Here is a 25,090-nt window from a genome sequence, read left to right as displayed (position 1 = left end):
GCTGACGTATTGCTAAAGTGCCGCCTGGATTTGTTTAATCAGGGTTGTAACAGTCTGTTCCGGTCCCAGCTCTTCAGTCCGGCCGTCCCTTCGGTTACGAATCTCGAACACCTTGTTTTTGGTAAACGACTTCCCGACTGTGACACGGTAGGGAATGCCAAGCAGGTCAGCATCCTTAAATTTTGACCCTGGTCGTTCATCACGATCGTCGAGCAGCACATCGATTCCTGCAGCGCTCAGCTCTTCGTAAAGTTTTTCAGCGGCTGTACTGATTGCCTCATCCTTGAGACCAAGGTTGAGAATGATGACTTGATATGGAGCCAGGGGAATCGGAAATACAATACCATTTTCATCATGATTCTGTTCGATAGCCGCCGCCACAACACGGCTTACACCGATACCGTAACAACCCATTACGAAAGGCTTCTCCTGGCCGTCACTATCCTGAAAGAGTGCCTGCATGGACTCTGAATACGAGGTTCCGAGTTTGAACACGTGACCTACCTCGATCCCCTCGGTAAGGTCAAGTTTACCACCACACTCTGGACACGGGTCATCGGTGGTAATCTGCCGGAGATCAGCAACGGCCTCTACCTCAAAATCACGACCCATATTGACGTTTTTCAGGTGATAGTTCTTCTCATTGCCGCCCACCACAAAATTATGCAAATGCGCAACTTCCTGATCAGCTACCACCCGGATCTTAATATCGACAGGCCCGAGATAGCCAGTGGGAACACCGGTTGCATCAAAAACCTTTTTGTCTTCCGCCATTTCAACTTCGGCCACACCAAGCAGGTTTTTCAGTTTCACCTCTTCCACTTCCCTGTCACCACGCAAAAGGACCGCCACCGGTTCACCATCTGCAAGATAGACGAGGGTCTTCACCAGGGTTGCGGGGGAAATATCAAGAAATTCACAGACCGCCTGGACCTTTCTTTTCCCCGGGGTTTCGATTTTTTCCAATTCAGCAAGGGCCACATCTTCCTCTGCAGCCACCACCTTTACCACCGCTTTTTCCATATTAGCGGCATATTCGCAATCCTTGCAGACCACGATAGTGTCCTCGCCCGTATCGGCCAGGACCATGAACTCATGAGAGAAACTTCCACCGATAGCGCCGGAATCAGCCTGTACAGCTCGAAACTCGAGACCACAGCGAGTAAAAATACGTTTATAGGCATCATACATCTTTCTGTAGGAGACCTCGGCACCGGCATCGTCCACATCGAAGGAATAAGCATCCTTCATGATAAACTCACGCCCGCGCATTAAACCGAAACGGGGACGAATCTCATCACGAAACTTGGTCTGGATCTGATACAGGTTAATAGGCAGGTCACGATAGGAATGCAGCTCGCGCCGGATAATATCGGTAATAACCTCCTCGTGGGTCGGCCCAAGACAGGATTCCCGGTCATGCCGATCGTGAAAGCGCAGTAACTCCGGTCCATATTTCTCATATCTGCCCGACTCCTTCCAGATATCGGCTGGCTGGACCATCGGCATCATCATCTCCAGGGCACCGGCCCGGTTCATCTCTTCACGGACAATAGCCTCAACCCTGCGTATTGCCGCCCAACCATAAGGGAGATAACTGTAGACCCCTGCGGTGAGCTTTCGCATAAAACCTGCACGCAGCATAAGACGATGGCTGATAACCTCAGCCTCTGCAGGCGTTTCCTTTAGTGTCGGCAGTAATGTTTGAGAATAGCGCATACGTTTTAATAGTTACTTTTGAAGTTTGAGTTGTATCCGGAAACCGGTCGGATTTGCTGTTTTGCAAAACTGTCAGTTTACCAGGTTTTCACCTTTTCCGCCCTTCCTCTTCCATCTTTTTCAATTCCTCCATGAAGACCTCGAGCAGTTCATCCTCAGGTACCTTTTTATAAATCTCGCCTTTCTTGAAGATGATGCCGACTCCATTGCCGCCGGTTACCCCGATATCCGCTTCGCGGGCTTCCCCGGGACCATTCACCACACACCCCATAACAGCTACTTTTATAGGGGTCTCCATGGTCTGAACATACTTTTCCACCTCTTCTGCAAGTGAGAACAGATCTATCCGGGTCCTGCCGCAGGTAGGGCAGGATATCAACTCCGGTCCTCTCTCCCTGATCTTAAGCGCCCGCAGCACCTCAAAACCAACCCGGATCTCTTCTACCGGGTCTCGTGTCAGGGATACCCGGAAGGTATCTCCGATCCCCTGACTGAGAAGAATGCCAAGTGCAACGCTTGACTTGACAGTTCCCGCAATCAACCCACCCGCTTCGGTGACACCAAGATGCAAGGGATAATCCGTAACCTGAGATAATTGCTGATATCCACTCACTGTAGTCATCACATCGGAGGATTTTATGGAAATCTTAATCTCATCATAGCCGTGCTTTTCCAGCAGCCGCACATTGCGGATTGCACTTTTGATAAGGGAGGTCGGCTTCTCGGGCGTCGGATAGCCATGCTCTTTGAGCAGGTCCTTTTCAATGGAACCGCTGTTTACCCCCACACGAATAGGTACCCTGTGCTGTTTAGCGGCAGCCACCACTCTGGAAAGCTTTCCCTCACCCCCAAGATTCCCCGGATTAATCCGGATCGCCTGGGCCCCGTTTTCCATGGATGCAATCGCCAGCCGGTGGTCGAAATGAATATCGGCAATAAGGGGAATACTAATTTTGTCCCGTATCGTCTGCAGGCACAGCGCCGCTTCCTGATCAAGTACGGCAACACGAATAATCTCGCAACCCGCTTTTTCAAGACGATGAATCTGGCTGATGGTGGCCTCAGTGTCCTTGGTATCGGTATTCGTCATGGACTGCACCGAAATAGGACTCATCCCGCCGATAGGTACACTACCGACATTAATCTGTTTGGTCTGTCGACGAATAATCACGATTTCTTTTTCAGGTTGAGTTCAGCATCCGAGGCCCGGACATAAAATGGTGTAGCTGCAGAAATATCAAGGGTTTCATTGCGCCGGGCCAGATCACCGGCCAGAAGACCAAGGGTTGCGGCAGACGGACTCCAGAGATGGGCTGGGGCGACACTCATTTTCTCCCCGATCTGTTCTTTAAGAATCTCTCCATACGCCTTTAAGCCGTCACCAATCATCAGGACAGGTTCAGTTATGCGCGCAACAAGACTCTCTGGAGGCAAGGCTTCAATATTCGAGATGCGGCGAGGATAACCTGTCGCGACATCCATTCTGTAAAAAGCAGCATACAGTTCTTTTTTTCGGGCATCCAATACGCTACAGATAAGACGATTCGAGTTTGTACAGCAGGAAGCGAGCATATCGAGGGTTGAGACACCATAGAGAGGAGCATCCGATGCGCCAGCCAGACCTTTTGCCGTTGCCATGCCGATGCGCAGACCGGTAAAGCTTCCGGGCCCAAGGCCTGTGGCGTAGCCTGTTACCTGATTTTTTTCAACCCCCGCTTCCGTCAATAGCCAGTCGATGGCACTGAGCAGCCTTCGTGAGTGGGTGACAGACGAGCTGAGCGATACCGTGCCTGTCACCTCACCGTCACCAATACCACCCCGGGTTATGGCTACGGTCGAACAGGGTGTTGCCGTATCAATCGCTAAAATATAACGGGGCTGCTCATTCATCAGATCCTTCAAACCGATAATCAAAAAATATCGTTATAGAACACCAGGATCATCAATGTCCCCAAAAGTGCTATGCCAATCTGCTGAGCAATGATCTGAGCCCTCTCTTCCATTGGCTTCCTGCGGATTGATTCAATAGTCAGGAACATAAGGTGGCCGCCATCAAGCACCGGAATAGGTAACAGGTTCAGGATCCCAAGATTCACGCTGAGCAGGCCCATAAAGTACATGAGATTTATCAGGCCTGCCTCCATCTGCTGACCGGCAATCTTGGCTATAAGAATCGGCCCCCCCAACTCCGACATCGGGATGACCCCCTGGATTAGTTTAACTAATCCCATCACCGTCATATCCACGTAAGCCCAGGTTTGCATAGCCGCATTTTTCATAGCCCCGACGGGGCCTGTTGAAACATAATTGAAGCCTTCTGCCGGGGCAATACCTACCCTGTATCTCTGTCCCTCAACCTCACCGAAAATATTCTTCACATCCTCGAGCTGAGGAGTGACAGAGAAAGACATCTCCTCATTATCCCTCAGTACCACCATGGCAACCACTTCACCGTTGCTGTCCCTTACCCCTTCAAGGACATCCAGCCATTTCTCGGTCAAAGCACCATTAATTTCAAGAATAACGTCGTTATCCTGCAACCCGGCACTGGCGGCAGGCGATCCTTCTATAACCTGGCCTATCCGTGTCGTGTCCTTAATTTCAGGAACCCCTGCAATCAGAAACATGAAAAAGAAAACCAGCAAGGTAAAAAGAAAGTTAAAAAGAGGTCCGGCAAAGACGATTCCAAACCGTTGCCCGACACTTTTATGGGCAAAGGAGACAGCACGTTCAGCCGGATCAACATCTTGCTCGTCTGGATTTTCCCCAAACATTTTCACATACCCACCGAGCGGGATGGCAGACAGCACGTACTCTGTCTCGCCGAATCTTTTACCAAAAACTTTCGGACCGAAGCCAAGTGAAAACTTCAGGACGCGTACTCCAAAGAGTTTTGCGAAAATAAAATGGCCGAGTTCATGAACAAAAATTAAGGGCCCAAGGGCGACAATAAAACCAAGAAACGTATGCATAATACAACAAACCTATTGAACTGGTGGAGGGTTTACTTCATACTAAAATAAGCATTATTTCAGGCTATGCCTCAAACAAGACTATCTGCAATTCTACGAGCCTTACCATCGGCAGCAAGAATATCATCAAGAGAATCATCACGACCGTCCTGCACCTGGTCCATTGTCTCCTCGACAATCTCTGAGATTCGATGGAACGGTATCTTCTCGCCTAGAAAGGCCGCAACAGCGACCTCATTAGCCCCATTGAGTACCGCGGGAGCTACACCACCGCTCCTGATCGCCTCAAAAGCCAAACCCAGAGCCGGGAAACAATCGTAATCAGGCTCATAGAATTCAAGATTGGAGCATTGTGACAATTTAAGTGGTTTTAGTGCCAGGGGCAACCTTCTAGGGTAGGACAGGGCATAAGCAATGGGAATCCGCATATCGGGAATACCTAGCTGGGCCATAACAGAGCCGTCCTGGTATTCGACGAGTGAGTGCACCACAGATTGTGGATGAACAACCACGTCAATATTTTCAACCGACATGCCAAAAAGCCACCGAGCTTCGATCACCTCCAGTCCCTTATTCATCAGGGTGGCAGAATCGATAGTGATCTTCTGCCCCATATCCCAGTTGGGATGATTAAGCGCCTGCTCCCGCGTAACCTCTCGCAGTTGCTCCTTGGTTTTACCGCGAAACGGGCCTCCTGATGCGGTCAGGATAATCTTAACGACATCTTCCTTCCTGCCCGCTTCAAGCGCCTGGAAAATAGCACTGTGTTCTGAATCGATAGGCAGAACATTCACCCCGTGTTCCTGGGCTTCTTTCATGACTATTTTACCTGCCATGACGAGAGTCTCTTTATTGGCGAGCCCAATAGTCTTGCCGCTACGGATGGCCTCAAGTGTCGGCAAAAGACCCGCCCCCCCGACAATCGACGAAACTGTAACATCAGCACTAGCCAGTGACGCGACCGAGCAATTTCCATTGGTACCGGTTACGACCCGGTCCCGATACGATGCGGGAAGCATTTCACGCAATTCAGCTGCCCCCGCCTCATCGGCAACAGAGACCAACTCGGGGGCAAACTCTTCTACCTGGGCCCGCAGCACCTCAATATTTTTACCTGCTGCAAGGCCTGCTATGTCATAGAGATCCGGGAACTGTCGAACAACTTCCAAGACATTACGGCCAATAGAGCCAGTGGAACCAAGAAGAGAAATCCTATTCATACCGACCCCATGACCAGTAACATATAATAAAAGAAGGGAGCTGCCAAAAGCATTGAGTCAATCCGATCCAGGGCACCGCCGTGTCCCGCCAGGATGATACCGGAATCTTTTGTTCCTGTTCCACGTTTAATGATCGACTCGGTAAGATCACCCATTATGCCGACAACAGTTAAAACAATCGCGGCAACAGCAACAAAAAGCCAGTTTACATGGTCAAACAGTAACCAGGCAAAAAGAAAAGCTGCCGCTACCCCTGAAGCAAGACCACCAATCGCACCTTCAATACTCTTGTTCGGACTGATACCAGGACACAGCTTATTACGTCCAAAAGCCGTCCCAAACATATAGGCACCGGTATCCGATCCGGCCGTCACTGAAGAAAGAACAACCAGCCATGCCCCCCCGTCCGGCAGATAACGCAGTTGAACCAGATAAGAGGCCAGAACCCCTATGTAAACAACGCCAAACCCAAGCCGGCACAGTTTGTCATAACTGTCTTCAAATTGTGTATAGCGACAAAGAAAATAGGATGAGATAAGAAAAAAAGAAATGAACAGGCCGTCTATTACTCCGGGACCCGTTATCAGGACACCACTGAATAAAATTGGGAAAACAAGAGTGCCGGCTAGGTACAACCGGGACATAGCCGTGATCTCTTCCCCAAGTGCCATACGGGTATATTCATAACCGCAAACGGCTGCCACCCCTATCATAACAAAATGAAAGAGGAGTGGCGTTCCAACAAGCAGCAGTACAACCCATGCCAAAGCCAGGCCAATTCCCGGTAACGTTCGTTTCATAGTTTACCCGGCTGTAACTTGAGCACTGGTTTTGCCGAAGCGACGTTCTCGTTGCTGGAATTCACTGATGGCTTTCAAAAATTGGGTACGACGAAAATCCGGCCACATTGTTTCCGTGAAATAGATTTCGGCATAGGAGGCCTGCCACAGTAAAAAATTGGAGAGACGGGCCTCGCCACCGGTCCGGATCAATAGATCCGGATCAGGTAATCCTGCAGTATCAAGCCGGGTAGTGATATCCTCCTCGGTGATATCCTGAGGATCGAGTTTCCCACTTTTACAGTCCTCGCCAATCTGCCGGATCGCACGGGTCATCTCGTCCCGACCACCATAACTGAGGGCGAGATTGAGCGTCATGTCTGTGTTGCCTGCGGTGCTTTCCATTGAGTCAAGAAGCGTTAACCGTGGCTCATCAGGAAGTCGCGCGATGTCACCTATACAGCGAAGGCGAATACCATTATCAAGCATTCGATTCAACTCGGAGATCAGGTAATTCTTCAGGATGGACATCAACCCGCTTACTTCCTGTTCAGGCCTGTTCCAGTTTTCCGAAGAAAAAGCATAAAGAGTCAGTACCTCAATGCCTATCTCACGGCAAACTTCAACTATCTCGCGGACCGATCCCGCTCCGGCCTTATGACCGAAAAGTCGTGGCTGGTTGCGCCCCTGGGCCCAGCGTCCGTTTCCGTCCATAATAATTGCGATATGGCGCGGCAAGCGGCCGGCATCTATCACCGGATCGTTAACCATAATGTTCCTTTCCTTCTCAAAAGTAGCGGAACATTCCGCCCTAGACTTCCATTACCTCTTTTTCCTTGGAAGCGGTAACCTCATCTATCTGCTTGATGTAATTATCGGTTTCAGTCTGGGCTTCATCCTGCATTTTGAACAGATCGTCCTCGGATATTTCCTTGTCCTTTTTCTGTTTTTTAAGTGTATCGATAGCGTCTCGGCGAGAGTTGCGCACGGCTACACGGAACTCCTCAGCCACTTTTTTTACCTGCTTCACCAACTGCTTGCGGCGTTCTTCAGTAAGTTGTGGAATGTTGAGGCGAATAATTTTCCCATCGTTTACAGGAGTCAGGCCAATATCGGATTTTAAAATTGCCTTCTCGATAGCGGCCAACATTTGTGGATCCCACGGTTGGATAGCAATCATTCGACTTTCAGGGATTGTCAGTGTTCCAACCTGGTTCATTGGCATGGTACTCCCGTACGCGTCGACCAATATTCCGTCAAGCAAAGAGAGGGAAGCCCGACCTGTCCGGACCTTGGACAACTCGTTTTTGAACGCCTCGACACTCTTTTCCATCTTTTCAGCCATTTCAAAAATTACGTCACTCATGCTCATACCTCTGCTGTCTGATAGGATAATTAAAAAGATCAGGAAGTGATCAAACTCCCCACACTCTCTCCGCAGACCGCCTTCTTGATATTGTCTGCAACAGCCATATTCAACACCATTATAGGCTTATCATCTTCTTTGGCCAGTGCTATACCTGCGGCGTCCATTACTCTTAGCCCCTGCCGAAGGACATCGTCAAAGGTCAGTTTTTCATATTTGACGGCATCATCGTAAATAACAGGGTCTTTATCGTACACGCCATCGACTTTAGTTGCCTTTATAATGACATTTGCATCAATCTCCAAGGCTCGCAACACACCTGCTGAATCAGTTGTAAAATATGGATTCCCGGTACCCGCAGCAAATATCACGACACGCCCTTTTTCAAGATGACGGGTTGCACGTCTACGTATATACGGCTCACAAACCGACTGCATCGGGATCGCTGACATGACCCTGGTAATGACACCTTCACGCTCCAGCGCATCCTGCATAGCCAGACTGTTCATAACGGTTGCAAGCATCCCCATATTATCAGCGGTCGTTCTGTCCATACCTTTAGAGGCACCTGCTACCCCCCTGAAGATATTTCCCGCACCAATAACGATACCCGGTTGAACTCCCATTTGAACGATTCCTTTAATTTCGCCTGCGACAAAGTCGAGGACATCAGTATTAATGCCGTAAGCATCATCCCCCATAAGGGCTTCACCGCTCAGCTTCAGAAGAATCCTTTGGTATTGTACTTGCATTATCTCTCCTGCTATCTGGTTGTGGTTTCGGTAATATGGCGGGTGTTCCGCACATCTGTTGAACAATAGCTGATTCCAACGTATCTGTTCAAGGGAAATACGGATTGTCCCTAAATTCAGGTTCATGGAAATGAATTTAGGGCAATACAAGTCCGGCCGACTGTCGTCTGACATATCGGCCGGCAAAGTAGGACGGGATTACTCTTCGGTACCAACCTGGAAGCGGGCAAATCTCTTGATTGAGATGTTTTCGCCCATTGATGCGACAACCTCGTTGAGTTTGTCCTGAATAGACAATTCCGGGTCTTTCACGTATTTTTGTTCAAGCAGACAGATCTCGCTGATGAATTTATCCAGTTTACCGGTAACCATCTTCTCGACAATGGCTTCCGGCTTGCCGGAATCAAGCGCCTGCTGGACATAAATTTCTTTCTCCCGGGCAACTATCTCCTCGGGAACGTCTTCTCGTGCCACACCAACCGGGTTGGCTGCAGCGATGTGCATAGCTATGTCACGGGCAAATTCGACAAAAGACTCATTCTTGGCAACAAAGTCAGTTTCACAACCAACCTCGACCATAACACCGAGTTTTCCACCCGCATGAATATATGTCGCGACTACCCCTTCACTAGTAGCACGGCCTGCTCGTTTGGCAGCAACAGCAAGACCTTTCTGGCGCAACAGATCTACTGCCTTTTCCATATCGCCTTCGGTTTCGCTCAAAGCTTTTTTGCAATCCATCATGCCGGCCTGGGTCTTATCACGCAGGTCCTTTACCATCTGGCTCGTTATTTTCATGGCATTTCTCCTTTACATAACGTTTAACAAACGTAAATATTCTCTATATAATGTCGGGCCCATCAGGTGAGAGCTATTGCTGCATCTCATCTGTACCCGACACAACAAAAGGGGCAGTCAACAGACCAGCCCCTTTTAAATTTCCGGACCCGGTTATCAGCCGGCTCGAAGACTACTGCTGCTCTGGAGCAGCCTCATCTTTCAGCATCTCACTTCCGGCATCGGCCATGGCTGCTGCGACAGCTTCATCCGAGGCATCTTCACCGTCACGCTGTGCTTTTCCGGACAGTATAGCCTCAGCCACATGATGGCTGAGCAGACGAATGGAACGAATTGCATCATCATTACCCGGAATAACGTAATCAAGTCCATCAGGATCACAGTTAGTATCAGTAACTGCGACTACGGTGATACCAAGTTTTTGGGCTTCATTAACGGCGATGGCCTCTTTCTTCGGATCAACAACGAACATCACGGTTGGCAGGTTACGCATATCCTTGATACCACCGACGTTACGCTCGAGTTTAATCCGCTCTTTTTCCATCAACAAAATTTCCTTTTTAGGAAACCGGTTGATAGATCCATCAGCCTGCATAGACTCGATAGACTTCAGACGTTCAATAGATTTTTTGATGGTCTGAAAGTTTGTCAGCATGCCACCAAGCCAGCGATGATCAACATAGTACATACCTGATCTTTGAGCTTCTTCACGTATGATCATCTGAGCCTGACGCTTGGTTCCAACGAAAAGAACTGATCCTCCTGCAGCAACTTCGTTACTGATAAAATCACAGGATTTATCAAAAAGTTTTTTTGTCAGATCGAGATTGATAATATAGATACCGTTACGAGGGCCAAAAATATATGGTTTCATTTTAGGATTCCAACGTCTGGTCTGGTGACCAAAGTGAAGCCCTGCCTGTAACATGTCTTTTACTGTTGCACTTGCCATTGTAACTCCTTTTCTGGTTTTTCCTCCATCTTCTTTAATCATCCATGATTGTTCAATCGGAATGACACCAGGATCTTCGAAGATGTGTGTGTTGTTATGGAAAGGCCACCTTGGCCCATCCTTTCATTGATCAACCTTATCTTTTACCATGAGTGATCTCAAATATCAAGTTTTCGACGAGCAGATCTGTCGCTTCCTGAAAGTTGGTGAAACATCAACAAAATCTACCTGCTCATCTATATTTACATACAGGTTGTCAATAAATATGGACTCGAAATATTAATCTCACCCACCACAGACTTATTTCTGCACTAATCCGGACTGTACACCATTAATATGCTTGAGCCAGTCGAAACCGAATTTAAGCAACTCAAAATCATCTTTCTCAATACCTCTTCGCCTGTCACGGGTTATTTTAAAACGCTCTAATATTTTATGTTCACCACAAAAACCACGAAACATATCGATATTGTAACAGACCATAAATGCCACCTGCTGACCAGGACCTCCAACTCCTTCACCTTTCCAGGGATTGGATTGAAAAAAAGTATCCATATCTGTCCAGAGTTCATTATAGGTATTATATACATCCAGGCGCTGGTTGCGAATCCACTGTTTAACGGTAAACTCTTCACTCTCTTTATGCCCTTTGCAATAATCATGATGAACAATGAAATAGTAATCGTTCTTCTTCCGGTTATCAGGGTTTCTATCAACGGCTCGTTCTAATGGGTAGGTCCGGCAGTCAGTTGGCCTATCGTCATAAACCGAACACCCCTGCTCTGTCAAGAAAGGGCAAGAGCCCGTCCCCTCGTCGTTCAACCGAAGCATTAGAGTTGGGAAGTAAGGGTTTTGCCCCTGAACAGGTCGCGCATATCTGTTCAAAAAATCACCTGAACTCAAATTCAAATTGTTTTTTAGCCGGATAACATCATAGGGGTAAAGAATAAGATCCACTTTTCTGCAACAGACAGTAAAGCATGATACACCGGGATGACACTTAAATGAAAATGGCTCAGTGCCAAGGGGAACCATGCCTTCTGGAAAATTCTTTTCTTGAATTGTCATAACGTATCTACTCTTAAGCTTCAAACAGAAATTAAAACAGGTAAAACGAGAAAAGGCTGGCAGGGTAGTAAATCCCTGTCAGCCTCTATAACTTCAAAATGTCCGGTGCGATCTCAGTTTTCATCCTCTTCAATCACGAGAGGTGCTTCTTCGTACCCAACCAGCTCAATTATAGCCATGGATGCAGCATCGCCACGACGAATACCGGTCTGAATGATTCTGGTATATCCACCGTTACGCTCTGAAAACTGTTCCTGGATATCGGTAAAAAGCTTATGAACAACATCTTTTGACCTGATGTAGGAGAGAGCCTGACGACGAGCATGCATATCCCCGCGCTTTGCGAGAGTAATCATTTTTTCAGCGATCGGTCGCAGCTCTTTTGCCTTCTCCTTGGTAGTGACAATGCGCTCATGCTCGAAAAGAGAGGTCACCATGTTTCTGTACATCGCATCACGATGTGAACTCGTGCGGCCAAGTTTTCTGCCGGATTTTTTATGTCTCATCTGCCTATCCTCAACACTCCTGAAGAAAACCGCCTTCAGGTAGATCTATTTTAAAATTAGAATAGAGCGTCTCGCCCTACCCCTACTCTTCGTCTTTATCGCGGCTATTAGGGCGCACCCAGGTATCAAACTTCATTCCTAGGGTCAAATCCATTTCCGCGAGCAATGCTTTGATCTCGTTCAACGACTTCCGACCGAAATTCTTGGTTTTCAGCATCTCTTGATCGGTCTTCTGGGCGAGGTCACCGATGTAGTGAATCTCGGCATTCTTCAAGCAATTTGCTGAACGAACAGATAGTTCGAGATCTTCAACCGGTTTATCAAGATACGGATTGAGCGGCTCTGCATCTTTCTCAGTATCCTCTGTTTTGGCCGGTTCAGCCTGTTCTTCATCAAAGTTGATGAAGATGGTCATTTGATCTTTGAGTATCTTTGCAGCATAAGCAAGTGAATTTTCAGGTTTTACACTACCGTCTGTCTCAATCTCAATGGTCAGTTTATCATAGTCAGTTTGTTGACCAACACGTGCCTGGGCAACAAAGTACTGGATTTTCTTGATCGGGGTAAAAATAGCATCTATTGGTATTTGCCCGATAGAAAGATCTTCCTTATTCTGCATCTCGGCAGGTTGATATCCCTTTCCCCACTCTACAGTAAATTCAGCACGGAAGCTGATATCTCCAGTAAGGGTACAGATCACCTGTTCAGGATTCATCACCTCAACAAACCCTGATGGAGAGATGTCTTCAGCTGTCACAACACCCGGGCCATGCTTTTCGACAACAACGACTTGTGATTCTTCGGAGTTAAGTTTCAACCTGATCTGCTTAACATTCAGGATGATTTCACTCACATCCTCCATCACATCTTTCAAGGTGGTAAACTCGTGTAGGGCACCTTCAATTTTTACAGTCGTAATCGCCGCACCCTGGATCGAGGAGAGCAAAATCCTGCGAAGCGAGTTTCCGATCGTGGAAGCAAAGCCTCGCTCAAGAGGTTGACAGACAAATTTGCCGTAGGATTCGGTGTGTTTTGCCCTGTCTACCTCAATCCTCTCAGGCTTGATCAGCTCACGCCAATTACGATAGAACGGTATTTTTTCTTCGGCAGCTTGCGTCATAAATTTCCTTCTTGCGTTTCTTTGAGCTTTTTCGTTTCCCTTCGGGTTTGGACCTTCCGTAGTAAAGGCCTTACTTTTTCCCAAAGGCGCTTCCCCGAACGCTAACAAAAAATAACGCAGATAACTCCGTCAAAGCGGAGATATCTGCAATTAATTGTTTAATACAGATTACTTGGAGTAAAGCTCGACAATGAGCTGCTCCTGGATCGGCATGGTAATCTCTTCCCTGTTCGGAAGAGCTTTCACGCTCGCCTTGTAATTGTCTTTATCCATCTCGAGCCAACTCGGAACACCACGTCTCGCTACTGCTTCGAGGTTCTCATTGATGATGGCATTTGCACGGCTCTTTTCTTTCAGCGAGATCACATCGTTTTCAGATACCATGAAAGAAGGAATATTTACTTTACGGCCGTTCACGAGAATGTGTTTGTGCCGAACCAGTTGCCTTGCCTGTGTCCTGGAAGAAGCAAACCCTGCACGAAAGACAGCATTGTCCAGACGTCTTTCAAGGAGAATCAGCAGATTCTCACCGGTGACTCCTTTCTGTCTTTCTGCCTTGGCAAAGGTAAGTCGGAACTGACCCTCAAGCATACCGTACAAAGATTTAACTTTCTGCTTTTCACGCAGCTGCACTGCGTAATCGGAGAGCTTTCTGAACCGAGCCTGTCCATGTTGACCTGGCCCGAATGCACGACGCTCAAATGAGCACTTATCGGAGTAACATCTGTCACCCTTGAGGAACAGCTTCAGATTTTCACGTCTGCAGCGACGGCATGCAGCACCAATATTTCTAGCCAACTTCGGCCTCCATTTCTGTTATGGTAATTGTATAAAAGCAGTGGAATTATACCCGACGACGCTTCGGCGGCTTACAACCGTTGTGAGGAATAGGCGTAATGTCATATATCTTACTTACCTCAAATCCGGTATTGACGAGTGCACGAAGAGCAGCCTCACGTCCTGGCCCTGGTCCTTTTACTTTGACCTCGACTTTCCTCATACCGACATCCGCTGCTTTTTTTGCGGCATCGGCAAGGGTGTTCTGGGCAGCAAAAGGTGTTGATTTCCTGGAACCCTTAAAACCGAGAACACCGGCGGAGCACCAAGACACAACATTACCCTGCTTGTCTGAAATCGTTACGATTGTGTTATTGAAGGTGGAATATATGTATACAATACCCTCAGGCACATTCTTTTTTACGCGTTTTTTAGATCGTGCCTCTGCACGTTTTGGTCCGGCCATTTCTTATACCTGTATATAAAATAAAAATTTATTTCCGGCGTGCAGCACCACGACGGGGCCCTTTACGGGTACGGGCATTGGTCTTTGTCCGCTGTCCGCGACATGGCAGTCCGGTGCGATGACGGCGACCACGGTAACAGCCGAGATCCATGAGACGTTTGATATCCATGGAAACCTCACGCCGACGGTCACCCTCTACCATATATTCTTCTTCGATAACTTTACGGAGTCTGTTGATATCATCGCCGTTAAGATCATCGCTATTCATGGTGTAAGGTAAATCCACTGCGTCCAGAATTTTTCTGGCAGACGTAAGTCCTAATCCGTGAATATATGTTAGTGCCCTATCCAGATGTTTGTTTTTTGGAAGGTCAACTCCAGCTAATCGTGCCAAGGCCTATCTCCTTCAAAGAGGTGAATTTTATATCGAGAAAAGTTTGATTATCCCTGCCGCTGCTTGTGTTTTTTAACCTTACAGGATACTCGTACAACCCCGTTACGCTTATACACCTTACAGTCACTGCATATCTTTTTTACTGACGCGCGAACTTTCATAGCAATCAAACTCTCTATCTTTTCTTTTTGGCGTTCTTCGCCCGAAATGTCACCCTTCCCCTGGTCAGATCATATGGGGAAAGTTCTACTGTAACCCGGTCACCGGGTAATATTTTAATAAAATGCATTCGCATTTTTCCGGATATATGGGCAAGAACTTTATGCCCATTATCGAGTTCAACCCTAAACATCGCATTGGGAAGTGGCTCGATAATAGTACCCTCTACTTCAATAGCTTCTTCTTTAGCCATGGAGGCTCCTGAAAAAAGTGGTTTTCAATTCAAAGCCGATAAATATAACTCAACTCCATCAAAAAGAGAAGTACTTTTTGCATTTCTAGCTAAAATTCTCTCTGGAGCTCAGTATGTACGGTCCGTTCTCCGTTACAGCAACGGAATGCTCAAAATGTGCGGACGGTTTCTTGTCCGCCGTTATAACTGTCCAGCCATCGCGTAGCACCTTTACTTTATAGGTTCCCATATTGACCATAGGCTCTATCGCGAGCACCATACCAACAAGCAGTTTCGGTGATCTCTCCCCCTGGAAGAAGTTGGGAATTTCCGGTCCTTCATGCAACGCGGTCCCGATCCCATGACCGACAAACTGCCTGACAACAGAAAACTTTTCATCCTCAACAAACTGTTGTACAGCTTTGGATATATCAGAGACCCGGTTGCCGGCTACTACCTGGTCAATAGCCCTGTTCAATGACTCCCTGGTTACCTCGAGCAATCGTTTGTGTTCAGGATCTATCTTCCCGACAGGTATGGTTACGGCAGAATCACCATAATATCCCTTATACTTTGTGCCGAAATCGACAGAGAGGATATCTCCTTTACGCAACTTCCTTTTTCTGGAAGGTATGCCGTGGACTACTTCCTCATTTATCGATACACAAAGACTTCCCGGAAACCCTCGGTATCCCTTGAAGGCGGGTACAGCATTTCTTTTCCGGCACAGTTCCTCGGCCATTTGGTCGAGTTCAAGGGTTGTAATTCCAGGCTCAACCACATCCTGCAGCATACAAAGTGTCTCAGCAACTATCTGATTTGCTTCATACAGCCGCATTATCTCATCATGGCTCTTCACCACAATAGATTTACCGCAACTTGGATCCGCACAAAACACAGTCTACCTACGCCCCTTGATCCGGCCTTGTTTCATGAAACCTTCATAATTGCGCATATGCAGGTGTGATTCGACCTGCGATATCGTATCGATCCCTACACCTACAACGATCAGCAGCGCTGTACCGCCAAAATAGAACGGAATGTTAAATTTCGAGATCATTATGGTTGGCAACACACAAACTGTACTGAGATAAATTGCTCCGACCACGGTGAGCCTGGTCAACACCTTGTCAATAAACTCAGCCGTTCTTTTGCCAGGCCGAATGCCTGGTATAAAACCACCATTCTTTTTCAAGTTCTCAGCCACATCATCCGGCTTGAATGTTACAGCCGTATAGAAAAAGCAGAAGAACACGATCATCACAATATAAATAAGGTAATAGTATACCGTTCCGGGTTGTAAAGCAGCTGATGCCCGCTGTACCCAATCAACCTGTATAAAGCCGCCGATTGTCGCCGGAAACATCATTATAGAAGATGCAAAGATCGGCGGTATAACACCTGAAACGTTAATCTTAAGCGGCAAATGTGAACTCTGTCCGCCATAGACGCGCTTCCCTACAACACGCTTGGCGTACTGTATAGGAATCCTCCGCTGTGACGTTTCACAAAACACTATTACATAAATGACACCGAACATGAAGACAAGCAACAGGGGTATAAAAAACATCGCTATCTCACCGGCTTTAACGAGCTGGATTGAGTTCACGATGGCAGCAGGAACGCGTGCCACAATACCTGCAAAGATGATGAGTGAGATACCATTTCCAATCCCACGCTCAGTCATCTGCTCGCCCAGCCACATGATAAATGCGGTTCCGGAGGTTAACGTCAGCATGGTCATGAGTTTAAACTGTACACCGGGATGAAGGACAATAGCCTCACCACCGGGCCCGCTCATTCCTTCAAGACCTACTGCAATAAATGTACCCTGAATAATACTCAGAAATACTGTACCGTACCGAGTATACTGTGTGATTTTCCTTTGTCCCGCCTGTCCTTCTTTTTTCAGACTTTCAAGCTGCGGAATGACAACGGTCAATAACTGAATGATAATTGACGCACTGATGTACGGCATAATGCCAAGTGCGAAAATAGAAAAATTCTCAAGAGCACCACCCGAGAACATGTTGAACATGCCGAACAGCGTGCCGGCATTCTGGGCAAAAAAACTGGCCAGAGCCTCGCTGTTAATTCCGGGGGTCGGGATCTGAACTCCCATCCTGTAAACAGCCAGCATAATGATCGTAAAAAGAATTCTTCTACGTAGCTCAGGTATGTTGGCAGCACTCTGCAATCCACTCATTATTAATTTCCTATAACGAAACGGGATTCTAGGTAAAGCAACTCGAGCCGTGTCATCCTTTCAGCATGACACGGCCCGGAAAATTACAGAACTTCTCCGCCTGCGGCTTCGATCAGCTCTTTCGCCTTACCACTGGTTTTCTCTACCTGGACCTTAATGGCCTTGGTGATTGCACCGTTGGCAAGAACCTTTACTGCAGCACCCGCTTTAACAACACCGGCTTCAACCAACGCCTGGGTAGTGATAATATCGGAGCCTTCGAAAGCCTCAAGTTGATCCAAAGAGACAATGGTAAACTCTTTACGGAAAATATTATTGAATCCACGTTTCGGCAGGCGGCGCTGTAACGGCATCTGACCACCCTCAAACCCCGGCTTTACTCCGGAACCGGATCGTGATTTGTACCCTTTATGTCCGCGCCCGGCAGTTTTGCCGTGACCGGTACCGGGACCTCTTCCAAGTCTCTTGCGCTGCTTTTTCGCACCCTTCTGAGGAGAAAGATTTGATAAATTCAACATGTTATGCCTCCTCAATACGGACAAGATGCCCTACTTTGTTGAGCATGCCCCGAATTTCCGGGGTATCCTTCCGTGTGATTGTCTTATTGAGTTTGGTGAGTCCAAGCCCGGTCAATGTGGCACGAATTTTCTCAGTACTGCCAATACCACTCTTGACCAGAGTAAATGTAATTGTCTCGGCCATTTGACTACCTTTATATAATAATTTTACAAAACGTGACCCTGCTGTATTCAAACAGGGTCCGTCACGTTATGCGGTTATTTCTTCTACGGATTTTCCGCGCAGTTCAGCAATGGTCTGGGCAGAACGAAGACTACGAAGTCCTTCCAGTGTTGCTTTGACCATATTGTGCGGATTATGAGAACCAAGGCACTTGGTAAGTATATTGGTTACTCCTGCAGCCTCAAGGACAGCCCTCACAGGACCACCTGCGATAACTCCGGTACCGGCTGAGGCCGGCTTCAACAGAACCTTTCCAGCACCATATCGGCCAATAATTTCATGAGGAATGGAAATATCGGTAAGCGATACGGAACTCATGTCCTTACGCGCCTTCTCCACACCTTTACGGATTGCTTCAGGAACCTGATTGGCCTTGCCAAGTCCGTACCCTACCTTTCCGTTACCATCGCCAACAACAACTATGGCACTAAAGCTGAAACGTCTACCACCTTTGACAACTTTAGCTACCCTGTTGATAAAGACGATCTTCTCGATCAGTTCCTCAGTATTTTCTGCTTTGGAACGTTTGAAATCAGACAAGGGACACCCCCAATTTTTCAGTAATCGTTAAAATTTAAGACCGCCTTCCCGGGCGCCTTCCGAGAGGGATTTCACTCTGCCGTGGTAGATGTATCCACCACGGTCAAATACAACCTCTTCAATACCGGCAGCCTTTGCCCGTTCGGCAATTTTCACACCGACCGCTTTGGCCGCTGCCTTCTTTCCTTTCTCTTCTCCTGCGGTAAACTCTTTGTCTACCGTGGACATGGTTGCCAGGGTACGTCCCGCAGAATCGTCGATGAGTTGAGCATAAATGTGCTTATTGCTCTTGAATACTCTAAGACGGGGCCGTTCGCTGGTTCCAGATATCTTTTTCCGAATTCGACGGACACGCTTTGCTCTCGCAACAGTCCTGGGATTCGTCTTAGCCATAATATTATTCCGTTATAAAATTAACCGCACAAAGCGGATGATGTATTATGCGCCAGCCTTACCGACTTTACGTACGATATGCTCGTCTTCATACCGAATGCCTTTTCCTTTATATGGCTCAGGCTTACGGATCTGTCGAATTTTTGCGGCGGTAAGACCGAGAAGCTCTTTATCAATGGATTCAAGGGTAATTTTTGACCCATCCACGGATGCTGACACAGCCTTGGGCAGTGTAAAATCAACCGGGTTGGAATATCCAACATTCAGGGTCAGTTTGGAGCCAGCAACAGCGGCCTTATAACCGACACCCTCAATAACCAGGATCTTCTTGAATCCCTCGACGACCCCGGTAATCATATTATTAATAAGACTGCGGAACAAACCGCGGAAAGCGTTGACCTTCCGGCTCTCTTCCCTGGTATTGACTAAAATTTCATTGTCCTGCATAACAACTTCGAGCTCAGGACGAACATCGAGTTCCAAAGTGCCTTTTGATCCGGTAACCGCTACGTGCTGACCTTTAACGTCAATCTTTACTCCAGCGGGCACAGGAATCGGCTGTTTACCTATACGAGACATAACTTTCTCCGTTCTCTGTGTTGATTACCAGACTTCACAGATAATTTCGCCGCCGGTGTTAAGTGCGCGTGCAGACTTATCCGTGATAATACCTTTTGATGTTGAAACAATTGCAATTCCAAGCCCGTTAAGTACCTTGGGAATAGCATTTGCTTTTACGTACTGGCGAAGTCCGGGCTTACTGACCCTCTTGATTCCCGTAATAACAGCCTCTTTGTTGGGACCGTATTTGAGGGTAAGCGTCAGCGTTCCCTGAACACCTTCGTCAGAAACTTGATAATCGTTGATGTAACCTTCGTCTTTAAGGACCTTGGCAACAGCTACCTTTACCTTCGAGGTAGGCATCTCAACGGTATCAAATTTTACCATTACTCCATTTCGTATCCTGGTCAGCATGTCTGCCAGGGGATCGCTCATTGACATAGCGAACACTCCTTCTTCAATATAAATAATCGACGAAATCTAACAAGGTCGTCGGTGTTACCAGCTTGACTTCGTCACACCAGTGATCTGACCGTTTGATGCCAGCTTACGGAAACATATACGGCATATACCGAATTTCCTGATGAACGCCCTTGGGCGACCGCAAAGCGGACATCTGTTATATTTCCGCACCCCGAACTTTGGTTTACGTTGTGCTTTTGCAATTATGGATTTCTTAGCCAAACCGTCCTCCAGTTAATCTCTAGTTCTCTCACTTTTATTAAAGTGAAGATTTTTCAGCCCGTTATTTTTTGAAGGGCATTCCCATTTTCTTAAGTAGAAAACGTGCCTCGTCATCCGTTGGGGCAGAAGTAACAATTGTAATGTTCAGACCCTTGATCTTGTCAATCTTGTCGTAGTCAATTTCCGGGAAAATGATCTGTTCCTTAATACCCATGGAATAGTTACCCCGTCCATCAAACATCTTTGGTGAAAGACCGCGAAAGTCACGAACACGTGGCAAGGCAATGTTCACTAGTTTGGAAAGAAAATCGTACATCCTTTCCCCACGCAGGGTCACCCTACAACCGATGGGCATTCCCTCACGCAGTTTAAATGTTGCAATTGACTTTTTGGCTTTGGTTACGACGGCCTTCTGACCAGCAATGCGAGTGAGCTCATCTGCAGCACCTTCTACAATCTTCGGGTTCTGAACAGCTTCACCGAGGCCCATATTCAGGACAATTTTCTTTACCTGAGGGACCTGCATTGCATTCTTATAACCGAATTCCTCTTTGAGTGCGGGTACACACTCATCTATATAATATTCTTTAAGAGCACCCATGTATCACTCCTGGTGTATGCCTTGTTTGCTATGATTTTGACTCGATGGATTCACCGCAGCTCTTACAGAAGCGAACCTTGGTACCATCATCGAGAATCTTCTTTCCTATGCGGCCAGTCTTCGTACACTCAGGACAGATAAGCTGAAGATTGGATACATGAATAGGCGCCTCTCTCTCGACAATCTGACCCTGCTGATTCATCTCGGTCGGCTTGGTGTGGCGTTTAATCATGTTGATACGCTCAACCACCGCCTGGTCAGTCTCAGGCAGCACCTTGAGGATCTTACCGACACGACCCTTATCTTTACCAGCGATTACTTCAACCTGATCTTCTTTTTTCAGGTATGTTCTACCCTGTTTCATTTTATCTACCTTTATTCAATCAATGAATCTCACTCTGTAAGAAACATTTTCAGAGATTAGAGTACTTCCGGTGCCAGGGAAATGATCTTCATGAATCCCTGATTACGGAGCTCACGCGCTACCGGACCGAAGATACGAGTGCCCACAGGCTCTCCATTGGTTCCGAGAATAACCGCAGCGTTCTCATCAAATTTGACCCAGGTATCATCCATACGCTTAAGTTCCTTAGCGGTCCGGACAATAACGGCTTTCATAACATCGCCTTTCTTAACCTTGGCGTGAGGAATTGCTTCCTTGACTGTAACAACTATTACGTCCCCAATGCTCGCATAACGCCTTCTCGTGCCGCCAAGGACACGAATACACATCACTTTCTTGGCGCCTGAATTGTCAGCGACATTGAGAATAGATTCTGTCTGTATCATATTATCACCTGATATCTCGTCTGTTGCGGTATCTGCACCTTTATCCCTAAAGGAGGATCCTTAAACAGCCTGCTCCAGTATTGTTTTAACCCGCCATCTCTTCCTCTTGCTCAACGGACGGCACTCTTCGATTAGAACAGTGTCACCAATATTGCAGCTGTTTTCAGGATCATCGGCCAGATACTTAACGCTGGTCTTCACATATTTCCCATAGAGCTTGTGACGAACCTTGCGCTCGACGCGGACGACAACGCTTTTTTCCATTCTGTTGCTCACAACAGAACCAGTTCTTGTCTTTCTGGATTTTGTATTTTCACTCATAATGTAATCAATTCAAGATGTGGTAATGCGAGGTCGGAACCATGCTTTTTTTAATTTTCAAGAAGAGGGCCTATTTTGCAGCAACCTCGTTTCTGATGGTCTCAATCCTGGCAATATCTTTTCTAATTGTCTTCAAACGAGAAGTATCCTCAAGAGGGCGAATACGATGCTGGAACGTAAGATTACCGAGTTCCTCCCGCAGTTCCTTCTCTTTTTTGATTAATTCTTCGTCGGACATTTTACGAATGTCTTCGGCTTTCATAAAGTGTTCCTCCTTGCGATCACTTTGGTAGCAAACGGCAACTTGTTACCGGCCAGTGAAAGGGCCTTTTGGGCAAGCTTCTCATCTACGCCGGAAACCTCGTATAAAATTCTTCCGGGCCTGACTGGGGCTACCCAATACTCCGGACTACCTTTACCTTTACCCATCCTGGTCTCAGCTGGCTTCTTTGTGACCGGTTTATCCGGGAAGACCCTGATCCAGACCTTTCCGCCACGCTTCAAGGTCCTGTTGATGGTAATACGAGCAGCTTCAATCTGCTGGGCTGTCATTTTGCCTGCAGTAACCGCCTTGAGAGCATATTCTCCAAAGGAGATCGAGGAGCCACGCTGCGCGTTGCCTCGTAACCGGCCTTTGAAAACTTTTCTATGTTTAACCTTTCTTGGACTTAACATCTTCTATACTCCAGATAATGATTTGGATATATTTATGTGTCGTGATGACTACGCAGCCGGTGTCTCACCGTCGCTTAAGACCTCACCTTTGAATATCCAGACCTTCACACCAATAATTCCGTAGGTGGTGTTCGCCTCGGCAAGTGCGTAATCAACGTCTGCGCGAAGTGTATGCAGGGGGACACGCCCCTCACGGACCCATTCACAACGTGACATCTCTGCACCACCAAGTCGGCCTGAGCAGGAAATCTTGATTCCCTGTACACCAAAACGAAGTGCGGAGTTGACCGCTTTCTTCATAGCACGACGAAAAGCAACACGTCGAACAAGCTGTGAAGCGATGGATTCCGCTACCAACTGGGCGTCTGCTTCCGGACGTCGCACTTCCTGTATATCCAGGGTGATCTTGCGATTGACCATTTTTTCGAGATCTTTCTTCAGTATCTCGATTTCTGATCCTTTCTTGCCGATGACGATACCAGGCCGTGCAGTAAAAAGTTTAATACGAACCTTTTCACCGGTACGTTCGATGATGGTCTTGGAGAGACCTGCATGGTTGAGTCTTTTCTTCAAAAACTTACGGATTTCCTGATCTTCAAAAAGATAGGTGGAGTATTCCTTATCCGCGTACCAGATCGAGTCCCAAGTCCGGGTGATATTAAGTCTGAGTCCTAATGGATTAACCTTCTGGCCCAAAACAATCCTCCAAAGAGTGCTTATTTCAGCTTCTTGTAATTTTGTGTCTGCCGCACTCGGCCATCGACACGATTAGTTTTCATCAAGAACAACGGTAATGTGACTCGTTCTCTTGATAATCCCGGTTGCCCGTCCCATAGCGCGGGGACGAATTCTTTTCAGCGATGGCCCGCCGTCGATCATGATAGTCTTAACATAAAGATTATCGACATCGGCCTGGTCGTCCTGCGTTGCATTTGCAACTGCAGATTCGATTACTTTGCGCAGGATACCGGCGCCTTTCTTCGGCATGAAGCGAAGGGTGGTAATCGCCTGATCTACACTCATCCCTCTCACTACATCGGCAACCAAACGCGCCTTCTGCGGGGATATTCTAATGTATTTCCCTACGGCTCGTGCTTCCATATTGTGTACTCCCAATGAGTCGTACGTTAAACGTCAACGTAGAAGGTATATTATTTCTTTCCTTTCTTGTCGCTGGCATGACCATAGTAGGTACGAGTCGGTGAAAATTCACCGAGTTTGTGACCAACCATGTTCTCCGAGACGAAGACAGGGATAAATTTCTTTCCATTGTGAACGGCAAAGGTGAGGCCTACCATATCAGGACTGATATCTGAACGCCGTGACCATGTCTTGATGACCTTGCGGGAGCCACTCTCATTGGCCTGCTCGATTTTTTTCAGCAGGTGATCGTCAATAAATGGACCCTTTTTAATTGAACGGGACATTATTCACTCCTTGATATTATGATCTCTTCTTGACAATGTACTTGTCTGAAGTTTTCTTCTTACGGGTCTTGTATCCTTTGGTAGGATAGCCCCATGGAGTACATGGATGACGACCACCCGAACTCTTACCTTCACCACCACCCATCGGATGATCCACCGGGTTCATGGCAACACCACGAACGCTCGGACGACGCCCCTGCCATCTGGTACGACCGGCTTTTCCGAGTTTCTGGCTTTCATGCTCACGATTTCCAACAGAACCGATGCAGGCACGGCACTTCTTGTGAAACTTACGAACTTCACCGGAAGGCAGCCGAACCAAAACATAATCTCCTTCTTTGGCCATCAGCTGTGCAGATGAGCCCGCACTGCGAACCAGCTGTGCACCTTTGCCGATTTTCATCTCAATATTGTGGATTACAGTACCAAGAGGAATATTAATCATCGGCAGACAATTGCCTGGCTGAATATCCACACTCTCTCCGGCTACAACAGTATCTCCTACTGCGATTCCGTCCGGGCTTAATATGTAGCGTTTCTCGCCGTCAAGATAGCTGAGCAGGGCGATATTTGCCGATCTGTTCGGATCGTATTCAATAGCGATGACTTTGGCATCGATATCGATTTTTTCACGCTTAAAATCAATAATTCTATATTTACGCTTGTGCCCACCACCGATGTGACGGGAAGTAATGCGTCCGTAGTTGTTTCTGCCGCCGGATTTGGACAGACTTGTCACCAGACTCTTTTCCGGTCTCTTTGTCGACAGATCAGGGTTTGAAATGGATACCTGGTGTCGTTTACCGGCTGATGTTGGTTTATATGTCTTAATAGCCATGGTTTCCCAATCGCTCCATCATTAAATAATTAGA

38 protein-coding genes are annotated in these 25,090 nt (G+C 47.3%); all 38 read right to left on the bottom strand.

Annotated features, from left to right (window positions below; translation table 11 throughout):
- Positions 1–12 precede the first annotated feature (12 nt).
- The 38 genes from GA520_RS02650 to rplB all read right to left on the bottom strand — a co-directional run bounded on the left by GA520_RS02650 (position 13) and on the right by rplB (position 25,056).
- The gene (locus tag GA520_RS02650; protein ID WP_163340029.1) at positions 13–1,719 is read right to left on the bottom strand and encodes a proline--tRNA ligase; all 1,707 of its coding nucleotides are present in this window, start codon (positions 1,717–1,719) and stop codon (positions 13–15) included.
- An 88-nt stretch (positions 1,720–1,807) separates the two neighbouring features.
- On the bottom strand, positions 1,808–2,890 hold the full coding sequence (ispG, locus tag GA520_RS02645; protein WP_163340028.1) for a flavodoxin-dependent (E)-4-hydroxy-3-methylbut-2-enyl-diphosphate synthase: 1,083 nt from the start codon (positions 2,888–2,890) through the stop codon (positions 1,808–1,810).
- Entirely contained in the window at positions 2,887–3,609 is a 723-nt protein-coding gene (gene tsaB / locus GA520_RS02640) for a tRNA (adenosine(37)-N6)-threonylcarbamoyltransferase complex dimerization subunit type 1 TsaB (RefSeq protein WP_163340027.1), read from the bottom strand. The genes ispG and tsaB overlap by 4 nt, the downstream gene beginning before the upstream one ends.
- 20 nt (positions 3,610–3,629) lie before the next feature.
- Complete coding sequence (rseP, locus tag GA520_RS02635; RefSeq protein WP_163340026.1) at positions 3,630–4,691, bottom strand: RIP metalloprotease RseP; 1,062 nt, start codon at positions 4,689–4,691, stop codon at positions 3,630–3,632.
- 71 nt (positions 4,692–4,762) lie between these two features.
- The gene (locus GA520_RS02630) at positions 4,763–5,911 is read right to left on the bottom strand and encodes a 1-deoxy-D-xylulose-5-phosphate reductoisomerase (protein WP_163340025.1); all 1,149 of its coding nucleotides are present in this window, start codon (positions 5,909–5,911) and stop codon (positions 4,763–4,765) included.
- Positions 5,908–6,711, bottom strand: a complete 804-nt coding sequence (locus GA520_RS02625; protein WP_163340024.1) for a phosphatidate cytidylyltransferase — start codon at positions 6,709–6,711, stop codon at positions 5,908–5,910. Before GA520_RS02625 ends, GA520_RS02630 begins: the two co-directional genes overlap by 4 nt.
- A gap of 3 nt (positions 6,712–6,714) precedes the next feature.
- Positions 6,715–7,461 carry an isoprenyl transferase gene (locus tag GA520_RS02620; protein WP_163340023.1) on the bottom strand — a complete coding sequence of 249 codons (747 nt, stop codon included), beginning with the start codon at positions 7,459–7,461 and terminating at the stop codon, positions 6,715–6,717.
- A 40-nt stretch (positions 7,462–7,501) separates the two neighbouring features.
- Positions 7,502–8,056, bottom strand: coding sequence for a ribosome recycling factor (gene frr, locus GA520_RS02615; RefSeq protein WP_205749379.1), 555 nt, complete (start codon positions 8,054–8,056; stop codon positions 7,502–7,504).
- A gap of 38 nt (positions 8,057–8,094) precedes the next feature.
- On the bottom strand, positions 8,095–8,808 hold the full coding sequence (gene pyrH / locus GA520_RS02610; RefSeq protein WP_163340021.1) for a UMP kinase: 714 nt from the start codon (positions 8,806–8,808) through the stop codon (positions 8,095–8,097).
- 198 nt (positions 8,809–9,006) lie between these two features.
- Positions 9,007–9,606: a translation elongation factor Ts gene (tsf, locus tag GA520_RS02605; protein WP_163340020.1), complete on the bottom strand. Its 600-nt coding sequence runs from the start codon at positions 9,604–9,606 to the stop codon at positions 9,007–9,009.
- Between the two features lie 172 nt (positions 9,607–9,778).
- Complete coding sequence (gene rpsB, locus GA520_RS02600) at positions 9,779–10,558, bottom strand: 30S ribosomal protein S2 (RefSeq protein WP_163340019.1); 780 nt, start codon at positions 10,556–10,558, stop codon at positions 9,779–9,781.
- A gap of 300 nt (positions 10,559–10,858) precedes the next feature.
- A complete protein-coding gene (locus GA520_RS02595) occupies positions 10,859–11,626 on the bottom strand; it encodes a YkgJ family cysteine cluster protein (protein ID WP_163340018.1) in 768 nt (255 codons plus the stop codon).
- A gap of 113 nt (positions 11,627–11,739) precedes the next feature.
- Positions 11,740–12,132 (bottom strand): 50S ribosomal protein L17, encoded by a 393-nt coding sequence (gene rplQ / locus GA520_RS02590; protein ID WP_163340017.1) that lies wholly within the window; start codon positions 12,130–12,132, stop codon positions 11,740–11,742.
- A gap of 82 nt (positions 12,133–12,214) precedes the next feature.
- Positions 12,215–13,252: a DNA-directed RNA polymerase subunit alpha gene (locus tag GA520_RS02585; protein ID WP_163340016.1), complete on the bottom strand. Its 1,038-nt coding sequence runs from the start codon at positions 13,250–13,252 to the stop codon at positions 12,215–12,217.
- A gap of 168 nt (positions 13,253–13,420) precedes the next feature.
- Positions 13,421–14,050 (bottom strand): 30S ribosomal protein S4, encoded by a 630-nt coding sequence (gene rpsD, locus GA520_RS02580; RefSeq protein WP_163340015.1) that lies wholly within the window; start codon positions 14,048–14,050, stop codon positions 13,421–13,423.
- A 46-nt stretch (positions 14,051–14,096) separates the two neighbouring features.
- Entirely contained in the window at positions 14,097–14,495 is a 399-nt protein-coding gene (gene rpsK, locus GA520_RS02575; RefSeq protein ID WP_163340014.1) for a 30S ribosomal protein S11, read from the bottom strand.
- A gap of 28 nt (positions 14,496–14,523) precedes the next feature.
- Positions 14,524–14,889, bottom strand: a complete 366-nt coding sequence (gene rpsM, locus GA520_RS02570; protein ID WP_163340013.1) for a 30S ribosomal protein S13 — start codon at positions 14,887–14,889, stop codon at positions 14,524–14,526.
- Between the two features lie 47 nt (positions 14,890–14,936).
- Positions 14,937–15,050, bottom strand: coding sequence for a 50S ribosomal protein L36 (gene rpmJ, locus GA520_RS02565; protein WP_083818937.1), 114 nt, complete (start codon positions 15,048–15,050; stop codon positions 14,937–14,939).
- A gap of 14 nt (positions 15,051–15,064) precedes the next feature.
- On the bottom strand, positions 15,065–15,301 hold the full coding sequence (gene infA, locus GA520_RS02560) for a translation initiation factor IF-1 (RefSeq protein WP_163340012.1): 237 nt from the start codon (positions 15,299–15,301) through the stop codon (positions 15,065–15,067).
- An 85-nt stretch (positions 15,302–15,386) separates the two neighbouring features.
- The gene (gene map / locus GA520_RS02555; RefSeq protein ID WP_163340011.1) at positions 15,387–16,118 is read right to left on the bottom strand and encodes a type I methionyl aminopeptidase; all 732 of its coding nucleotides are present in this window, start codon (positions 16,116–16,118) and stop codon (positions 15,387–15,389) included.
- Between the two features lie 63 nt (positions 16,119–16,181).
- Positions 16,182–17,486 carry a preprotein translocase subunit SecY gene (gene secY, locus GA520_RS02550; RefSeq protein ID WP_163340010.1) on the bottom strand — a complete coding sequence of 435 codons (1,305 nt, stop codon included), beginning with the start codon at positions 17,484–17,486 and terminating at the stop codon, positions 16,182–16,184.
- An 83-nt stretch (positions 17,487–17,569) separates the two neighbouring features.
- On the bottom strand, positions 17,570–18,001 hold the full coding sequence (rplO, locus tag GA520_RS02545; RefSeq protein WP_163340054.1) for a 50S ribosomal protein L15: 432 nt from the start codon (positions 17,999–18,001) through the stop codon (positions 17,570–17,572).
- A 4-nt stretch (positions 18,002–18,005) separates the two neighbouring features.
- On the bottom strand, positions 18,006–18,188 hold the full coding sequence (gene rpmD / locus GA520_RS02540; RefSeq protein WP_163340009.1) for a 50S ribosomal protein L30: 183 nt from the start codon (positions 18,186–18,188) through the stop codon (positions 18,006–18,008).
- A 66-nt stretch (positions 18,189–18,254) separates the two neighbouring features.
- Complete coding sequence (gene rpsE / locus GA520_RS02535; protein ID WP_163340008.1) at positions 18,255–18,767, bottom strand: 30S ribosomal protein S5; 513 nt, start codon at positions 18,765–18,767, stop codon at positions 18,255–18,257.
- Between the two features lie 27 nt (positions 18,768–18,794).
- Positions 18,795–19,160: a 50S ribosomal protein L18 gene (gene rplR / locus GA520_RS02530; protein WP_163340007.1), complete on the bottom strand. Its 366-nt coding sequence runs from the start codon at positions 19,158–19,160 to the stop codon at positions 18,795–18,797.
- A gap of 45 nt (positions 19,161–19,205) precedes the next feature.
- Entirely contained in the window at positions 19,206–19,739 is a 534-nt protein-coding gene (rplF, locus tag GA520_RS02525; protein ID WP_163340006.1) for a 50S ribosomal protein L6, read from the bottom strand.
- A gap of 24 nt (positions 19,740–19,763) precedes the next feature.
- Positions 19,764–20,162: a 30S ribosomal protein S8 gene (gene rpsH / locus GA520_RS02520; RefSeq protein WP_163340005.1), complete on the bottom strand. Its 399-nt coding sequence runs from the start codon at positions 20,160–20,162 to the stop codon at positions 19,764–19,766.
- Between the two features lie 57 nt (positions 20,163–20,219).
- Positions 20,220–20,405 carry a type Z 30S ribosomal protein S14 gene (locus GA520_RS02515; RefSeq protein WP_163340004.1) on the bottom strand — a complete coding sequence of 62 codons (186 nt, stop codon included), beginning with the start codon at positions 20,403–20,405 and terminating at the stop codon, positions 20,220–20,222.
- A 61-nt stretch (positions 20,406–20,466) separates the two neighbouring features.
- Positions 20,467–21,006: a 50S ribosomal protein L5 gene (gene rplE, locus GA520_RS02510; protein ID WP_163340003.1), complete on the bottom strand. Its 540-nt coding sequence runs from the start codon at positions 21,004–21,006 to the stop codon at positions 20,467–20,469.
- A gap of 28 nt (positions 21,007–21,034) precedes the next feature.
- Positions 21,035–21,370, bottom strand: a complete 336-nt coding sequence (rplX, locus tag GA520_RS02505; protein WP_163340002.1) for a 50S ribosomal protein L24 — start codon at positions 21,368–21,370, stop codon at positions 21,035–21,037.
- Positions 21,371–21,426: 56 nt separating this feature from the next.
- A complete protein-coding gene (gene rplN / locus GA520_RS02500) occupies positions 21,427–21,795 on the bottom strand; it encodes a 50S ribosomal protein L14 (protein ID WP_163340001.1) in 369 nt (122 codons plus the stop codon).
- A gap of 60 nt (positions 21,796–21,855) precedes the next feature.
- Positions 21,856–22,116, bottom strand: coding sequence for a 30S ribosomal protein S17 (gene rpsQ, locus GA520_RS02495; RefSeq protein WP_163340000.1), 261 nt, complete (start codon positions 22,114–22,116; stop codon positions 21,856–21,858).
- 70 nt (positions 22,117–22,186) lie between these two features.
- Positions 22,187–22,378: a 50S ribosomal protein L29 gene (gene rpmC / locus GA520_RS02490; protein ID WP_163339999.1), complete on the bottom strand. Its 192-nt coding sequence runs from the start codon at positions 22,376–22,378 to the stop codon at positions 22,187–22,189.
- Positions 22,375–22,791, bottom strand: coding sequence for a 50S ribosomal protein L16 (rplP, locus tag GA520_RS02485; RefSeq protein ID WP_163339998.1), 417 nt, complete (start codon positions 22,789–22,791; stop codon positions 22,375–22,377). The genes rpmC and rplP overlap by 4 nt, the downstream gene beginning before the upstream one ends.
- Before the next feature lie 48 nt (positions 22,792–22,839).
- Entirely contained in the window at positions 22,840–23,487 is a 648-nt protein-coding gene (rpsC, locus tag GA520_RS02480) for a 30S ribosomal protein S3 (RefSeq protein ID WP_163339997.1), read from the bottom strand.
- A 72-nt stretch (positions 23,488–23,559) separates the two neighbouring features.
- Entirely contained in the window at positions 23,560–23,892 is a 333-nt protein-coding gene (rplV, locus tag GA520_RS02475) for a 50S ribosomal protein L22 (RefSeq protein WP_163339996.1), read from the bottom strand.
- A gap of 50 nt (positions 23,893–23,942) precedes the next feature.
- The gene (gene rpsS, locus GA520_RS02470) at positions 23,943–24,218 is read right to left on the bottom strand and encodes a 30S ribosomal protein S19 (protein WP_163339995.1); all 276 of its coding nucleotides are present in this window, start codon (positions 24,216–24,218) and stop codon (positions 23,943–23,945) included.
- A 16-nt stretch (positions 24,219–24,234) separates the two neighbouring features.
- Positions 24,235–25,056 (bottom strand): 50S ribosomal protein L2, encoded by an 822-nt coding sequence (rplB, locus tag GA520_RS02465; protein ID WP_163339994.1) that lies wholly within the window; start codon positions 25,054–25,056, stop codon positions 24,235–24,237.
- Between the last annotated feature and the right edge of the window lie 34 nt (positions 25,057–25,090).

The organism is Desulfopila sp. IMCC35008, from assembly GCF_010646885.2.
Lineage (GTDB): Bacteria > Desulfobacterota > Desulfobulbia > Desulfobulbales > Desulfocapsaceae > Desulfopila.
The sequence above is the reverse complement of the archived record's forward strand: the minus strand, read 5'-3'. Positions and strand labels throughout refer to the sequence as shown.

Coding starts and splice junctions, on each gene's coding strand:
- rplR (WP_163340007.1), bottom strand. CDS start 19,160: ATGGCTAAGACGAATCCCAGGACTGTTGCGAGAGCAAAGCGTGTCCGT.
- rplF (WP_163340006.1), bottom strand. CDS start 19,739: ATGTCTCGTATAGGTAAACAGCCGATTCCTGTGCCCGCTGGAGTAAAG.
- rplB (WP_163339994.1), bottom strand. CDS start 25,056: ATGGCTATTAAGACATATAAACCAACATCAGCCGGTAAACGACACCAG.
- rplX (WP_163340002.1), bottom strand. CDS start 21,370: ATGAAACAGGGTAGAACATACCTGAAAAAAGAAGATCAGGTTGAAGTA.
- tsaB (WP_163340027.1), bottom strand. CDS start 3,609: ATGAATGAGCAGCCCCGTTATATTTTAGCGATTGATACGGCAACACCC.
- rplN (WP_163340001.1), bottom strand. CDS start 21,795: ATGATACAGACAGAATCTATTCTCAATGTCGCTGACAATTCAGGCGCC.
- pyrH (WP_163340021.1), bottom strand. CDS start 8,808: ATGCAAGTACAATACCAAAGGATTCTTCTGAAGCTGAGCGGTGAAGCC.
- rplQ (WP_163340017.1), bottom strand. CDS start 12,132: ATGAGACATAAAAAATCCGGCAGAAAACTTGGCCGCACGAGTTCACAT.
- map (WP_163340011.1), bottom strand. CDS start 16,118: ATGCGGCTGTATGAAGCAAATCAGATAGTTGCTGAGACACTTTGTATG.
- rpsH (WP_163340005.1), bottom strand. CDS start 20,162: ATGTCAATGAGCGATCCCCTGGCAGACATGCTGACCAGGATACGAAAT.
- rseP (WP_163340026.1), bottom strand. CDS start 4,691: ATGCATACGTTTCTTGGTTTTATTGTCGCCCTTGGGCCCTTAATTTTT.
- secY (WP_163340010.1), bottom strand. CDS start 17,486: ATGAGTGGATTGCAGAGTGCTGCCAACATACCTGAGCTACGTAGAAGA.
- rpsS (WP_163339995.1), bottom strand. CDS start 24,218: ATGTCCCGTTCAATTAAAAAGGGTCCATTTATTGACGATCACCTGCTG.
- GA520_RS02630 (WP_163340025.1), bottom strand. CDS start 5,911: ATGAATAGGATTTCTCTTCTTGGTTCCACTGGCTCTATTGGCCGTAAT.
- rpsK (WP_163340014.1), bottom strand. CDS start 14,495: ATGGCCGGACCAAAACGTGCAGAGGCACGATCTAAAAAACGCGTAAAA.
- GA520_RS02585 (WP_163340016.1), bottom strand. CDS start 13,252: ATGACGCAAGCTGCCGAAGAAAAAATACCGTTCTATCGTAATTGGCGT.
- tsf (WP_163340020.1), bottom strand. CDS start 9,606: ATGAAAATAACGAGCCAGATGGTAAAGGACCTGCGTGATAAGACCCAG.
- rpmJ (WP_083818937.1), bottom strand. CDS start 15,050: ATGAAAGTTCGCGCGTCAGTAAAAAAGATATGCAGTGACTGTAAGGTG.
- GA520_RS02595 (WP_163340018.1), bottom strand. CDS start 11,626: ATGACAATTCAAGAAAAGAATTTTCCAGAAGGCATGGTTCCCCTTGGC.
- rpmD (WP_163340009.1), bottom strand. CDS start 18,188: ATGGCCGAGACAATTACATTTACTCTGGTCAAGAGTGGTATTGGCAGT.
- rplP (WP_163339998.1), bottom strand. CDS start 22,791: ATGTTAAGTCCAAGAAAGGTTAAACATAGAAAAGTTTTCAAAGGCCGG.
- rpsQ (WP_163340000.1), bottom strand. CDS start 22,116: ATGAGTGAAAATACAAAATCCAGAAAGACAAGAACTGGTTCTGTTGTG.
- frr (WP_205749379.1), bottom strand. CDS start 8,056: ATGAGTGACGTAATTTTTGAAATGGCTGAAAAGATGGAAAAGAGTGTC.
- rpmC (WP_163339999.1), bottom strand. CDS start 22,378: ATGAAAGCCGAAGACATTCGTAAAATGTCCGACGAAGAATTAATCAAA.
- GA520_RS02650 (WP_163340029.1), bottom strand. CDS start 1,719: ATGCGCTATTCTCAAACATTACTGCCGACACTAAAGGAAACGCCTGCA.
- infA (WP_163340012.1), bottom strand. CDS start 15,301: ATGGCTAAAGAAGAAGCTATTGAAGTAGAGGGTACTATTATCGAGCCA.
- GA520_RS02625 (WP_163340024.1), bottom strand. CDS start 6,711: ATGAAACGAACGTTACCGGGAATTGGCCTGGCTTTGGCATGGGTTGTA.
- rplE (WP_163340003.1), bottom strand. CDS start 21,006: ATGGGTGCTCTTAAAGAATATTATATAGATGAGTGTGTACCCGCACTC.
- GA520_RS02620 (WP_163340023.1), bottom strand. CDS start 7,461: ATGGTTAACGATCCGGTGATAGATGCCGGCCGCTTGCCGCGCCATATC.
- rpsB (WP_163340019.1), bottom strand. CDS start 10,558: ATGGCAAGTGCAACAGTAAAAGACATGTTACAGGCAGGGCTTCACTTT.
- rplV (WP_163339996.1), bottom strand. CDS start 23,892: ATGGAAGCACGAGCCGTAGGGAAATACATTAGAATATCCCCGCAGAAG.